Annotated in this window: 3 protein-coding genes and 2 pseudogenes; 1 reads left to right on the top strand and 4 read right to left on the bottom strand. The window is 62.5% G+C overall.

The features are described from left to right. A pseudogene (locus tag HX846_RS39635) lies at positions 1–179 on the bottom strand (PaaI family thioesterase); the annotation flags it as partial. 93 nt (positions 180–272) lie between these two features. After that, positions 273–1,358, bottom strand: a complete 1,086-nt coding sequence (locus HX846_RS19570; protein ID WP_178965933.1) for a DUF1615 domain-containing protein — start codon at positions 1,356–1,358, stop codon at positions 273–275. A 146-nt stretch (positions 1,359–1,504) separates the two neighbouring features. Between HX846_RS19570 and HX846_RS19565 the strand changes: the two genes are divergently transcribed. Then, complete coding sequence (locus HX846_RS19565) at positions 1,505–2,119, top strand: LysE family translocator (RefSeq protein ID WP_178965932.1); 615 nt, start codon at positions 1,505–1,507, stop codon at positions 2,117–2,119. A gap of 164 nt (positions 2,120–2,283) precedes the next feature. Here HX846_RS19565 and hemB read toward each other — a convergent pair whose 3' ends face one another. Continuing rightward, a complete protein-coding gene (gene hemB / locus HX846_RS19560; protein ID WP_003211635.1) occupies positions 2,284–3,258 on the bottom strand; it encodes a porphobilinogen synthase in 975 nt (324 codons plus the stop codon). Between the two features lie 123 nt (positions 3,259–3,381). After that, positions 3,382–3,524: pseudogene (locus tag HX846_RS39630) on the bottom strand (PhzF family phenazine biosynthesis protein); the annotation flags it as partial.

Raw genomic sequence — 3,524 nt, 5'->3', positions numbered from 1 at the left:
AGGGTGGCCAGCACGCCACCGTGCACGGTGCCGCGTCCGTTGGCGTGGCGGTTGTCGGCGCGCAGGCCGATTTCCAGCTGCAAGCCTTCACCTCGGCTATACACCGGGCCAAGCAGGTCCAGGAGTGGGCTGCTGCGACGCAGCGGAGTAAAGCCTTCGGGGATGGCATGGGCAGTCATGTCAGGTTCTTCCTTGGGGACAAGGCTGGAGGTGTATCCCACCGCAGCCATCCGGACCATCAACATCAGCCCGGTAAATCCCCGGTGATAAGCCTAACGCTTCATGCAACGCTGATAACGCTCATCCACGCGCTTGGCAAACCAGGCCGTGGTGAGGTTGCGGGTGATCTTCGGGCTTTTCAGCACGATGCCCGGCAGGATCGCCCGCGGCACCGGTTTGCCGGCGGCCTTGTCGGCCAGGGCGAACACCCGCTGGTACAGGGTAGTGTCTTCAAAATCCAGGCGCTCGCCCTGCTCCAGCTGGCTGCGGATGCTCGGGTTGCGCATGTCCAGCGCCTTGCCCAGTGAGCGCACTGCCAGCTCGGTGGTGCCTGGCAGGAACGAGCCGTAGTTGATCAAGTCGCCGTCCAACGCCAGATTGGCGCCCGAGACTCGGCTGACCGCTGCCTGGAATGCGGCGTTGCGGCTGGCGTACCAACCGGCATTGAAATCGGCGAAGCGGTACAGCATCTGGTCGTAATTCACCGGGTAGCCCAGCAGATGGGTGATGCCAAAGTACATGCCGCCTCGGCGGGTAAACACTTCCCGGCGGATGCTGCCATCCACGGTGTAGGGATAATCCCGTGCCTGCTTTTGTGCAAAGTCGATGCTGACCTGCATCGGGCCTGCGGTATGCACCGGGTTGAAGCCGCCAAACAGGGTATTGCCCAAGGGCACGACGCTGATGAAGTCGTCAAAGATCCCACTCAAATCCCGCTCGGTACGCGCAGCACTCAAGCGCTCCGCGTAGGACTTGCCCGTGGGCGAGCGCAGTTGCAGTGCCGTGCGCACCAGCACCGCCGGCACATGGACTTTAGCGGCGCGCCGCAGGATCTCGTCCTGGGCGATCTTGCCCATGTTCGGGACCGGAGGGTCGACCTGATAGGTGGACTCCTGCTCGGTCACGGCCAATACCGCGCAGATGTTCTCCGTACCGGGGTAGATTTTCTGCGTGTTGAAGGCGGTATAGATGTCCTGGGCCCAGCCGCCACGATCCGGCACGCTGGCCGGCATCAGCCGCACGATCTGCGCTTTCACCTCGGCTTCGCTGCGCTCCGGCAGTTGCTGGGTGCGCTGGCTGGAGCAGCCGGCCAGTACCAATAAGGTGGTAAGGCACAGGATGAGGCGAGATGAACGCATGGGGCTTCCTTGGGCGACAATGGGCCAGTCTTGGCAGATATCGACCGGTAAGTCTAACCGGGGTTCGCCGACCTGCCGCACTCGCCAAAAAAACCGCAACGTGAAAGGATCGGGCTCCCGTCGTTCCTACAAGGAGTTTGAATGCCATGCTTAGCCTGAACTTCCTGATCACCTGCCTGATCGTCGTGCTGATTCCCGGCACCGGCGTGATCTTCACCGTGTCCACCGGACTGACCGCCGGCAAGCGCGCCAGTGTGTTCGCCGCGCTGGGCTGCACCGCCGGGATCGTTCCGCACTTGTTGGCCTCCGTGCTTGGGCTGTCCGCCCTGCTGCATACCAGCGCCCTGGCGTTCGAAGCCCTCAAGTATGCCGGGGCCGCCTACTTGCTGTACCTCGCCTACGCCACCTGGCGGGACCGAACGGCCTTTGCCATGAACGACACACCGACGATTTCCAGCGCCCACAGCCTGATGGTGCGAGGCCTGTTGCTGAATATTCTGAATCCCAAGCTGACGATTTTCTTCCTGGCGTTCCTGCCGCAATTCGTCACCCCGGGCGCGAGCGCACCGGCCCTGCAAATGCTGTTGCTGAGCAGTGTATTCATGGCGATGACGTTTGCAGTGTTTGTGATTTATGGCCTGCTGGCCAATGTGTTCCGCCGCGCGGTGATCGAATCGCCACGTGTACAGAACTGGCTGCGCCGCAGTTTTGCAGCGGCGTTTGCGGGGTTGGGGCTGAACCTGGCGTTTGCCCAGCGCTAAGTTGCAAGCAGCCGCGAACAGCCTTCTGTGGCGAGGGAGCTTGCTCCCGCTGGACTGCGCAGCAGGCCCAATACCGTCGCCACAGTCTTCCGGGGAAATTGCGGAGTCAGGCTTCAGGGCCGCTGCGCGCCCCAGCGGGAGCAAGCTCCCTCGCCACAGGTTACTTAGATCCCGGCGAGTGCCAGGTCCATCGCGAAGTAGGTGAAGATCAAGTCCGCACCGGCGCGCTTGATCGAGCCCAGGGTTTCCCGCACTACGCGGGCTTCATCGATCGCACCCGCCTGGGCGCCGAACTTGATCATCGCGTACTCGCCGCTGACCTGGTACGCCGCCACCGGCAAACGCGAGGCTTCGCGGATGTCGCGGATGATGTCCAGGTACGCGCCGGCCGGCTTGACCATCAGCGCGTCCGCACCTTCTTGCTCATCCAGCAACGATTCGCGCACCGCTTCGCGGCGGTTCATCGGGTTCATCTGGTAGCTCTTGCGATCGCCCTTCAGCGCGCTGCCGCCGGCTTCGCGGAACGGGCCGTAGAGCGCCGAGGCGAACTTGGTGGAATAAGCCATGATCGGGATATGGCTGAAGCCTGCTTCATCCAGGGCCCGGCGAATGGCCTGGACCTGCCCGTCCATCGCGGCAGACGGCGCGATCACATCGGCACCGGCACGAGCGGCAGCCACAGCTTGCTTGCCAAGGTTGACCAGGGTGCGGTCGTTGTCGACTTCGGCGCCGTGCATCACGCCGCAATGGCCGTGGTCGGTGTATTCGCAGAAACAGGTATCGGACATCACGATCATTTCCGGCACCGCATCCTTGATGATCGAGGACATGCGCGACACCAGGCCACGCTCTTGCCAGGTGTCACTGCCCGAGGCGTCCAGGTGGTGGGACACGCCGAAGGTCATCACCGACTTGATCCCGGCTTTGGCATAGCGTTCGATCTCGCCGGCCAGCTTCGACTCGGGAATGCGCTGCACCCCGGGCATGCTGGTGATCGGCACGAAGTCGTCGATTTCTTCTTCAACGAAGATCGGCAGCACCAGGTCATTGAGGGTGAATTCGCTTTCCTGGAACAGGCCACGCAACTCCGGGGAGCGGCGCAGGCGGCGTGGACGGGCTTCGGGGAACTGGCTGGACATTGATGCTCCTGAAAAAAGGCAGGCCAAAAATCTTTGGGGCGAAAGCTTATGCCTCGTGCACCGCAGAGCACAAACGCCAAGTGCGGAACAGTTTATTGCAGGCTTGGTAACAATTGCATTGATCTAGAGCTGTAGACGGCCTTCAATGCAAACGGCAACCGCGCCGCCGACCCAGATTTCCTCGCCGCTGTGTTCAATGCGGATTCGCCCGGCGCGGCCCATGGCGGTGCCCTGGCTGACCACATAGCGGCTGGGCGCCAAACCCT

Source organism: Pseudomonas sp. K5002 (assembly GCF_013386655.1).
In the GTDB taxonomy this organism is placed as follows: Bacteria; Pseudomonadota; Gammaproteobacteria; order Pseudomonadales; family Pseudomonadaceae; genus Aquipseudomonas.
The sequence above is the reverse complement of the archived record's forward strand: the minus strand, read 5'-3'. Positions and strand labels throughout refer to the sequence as shown.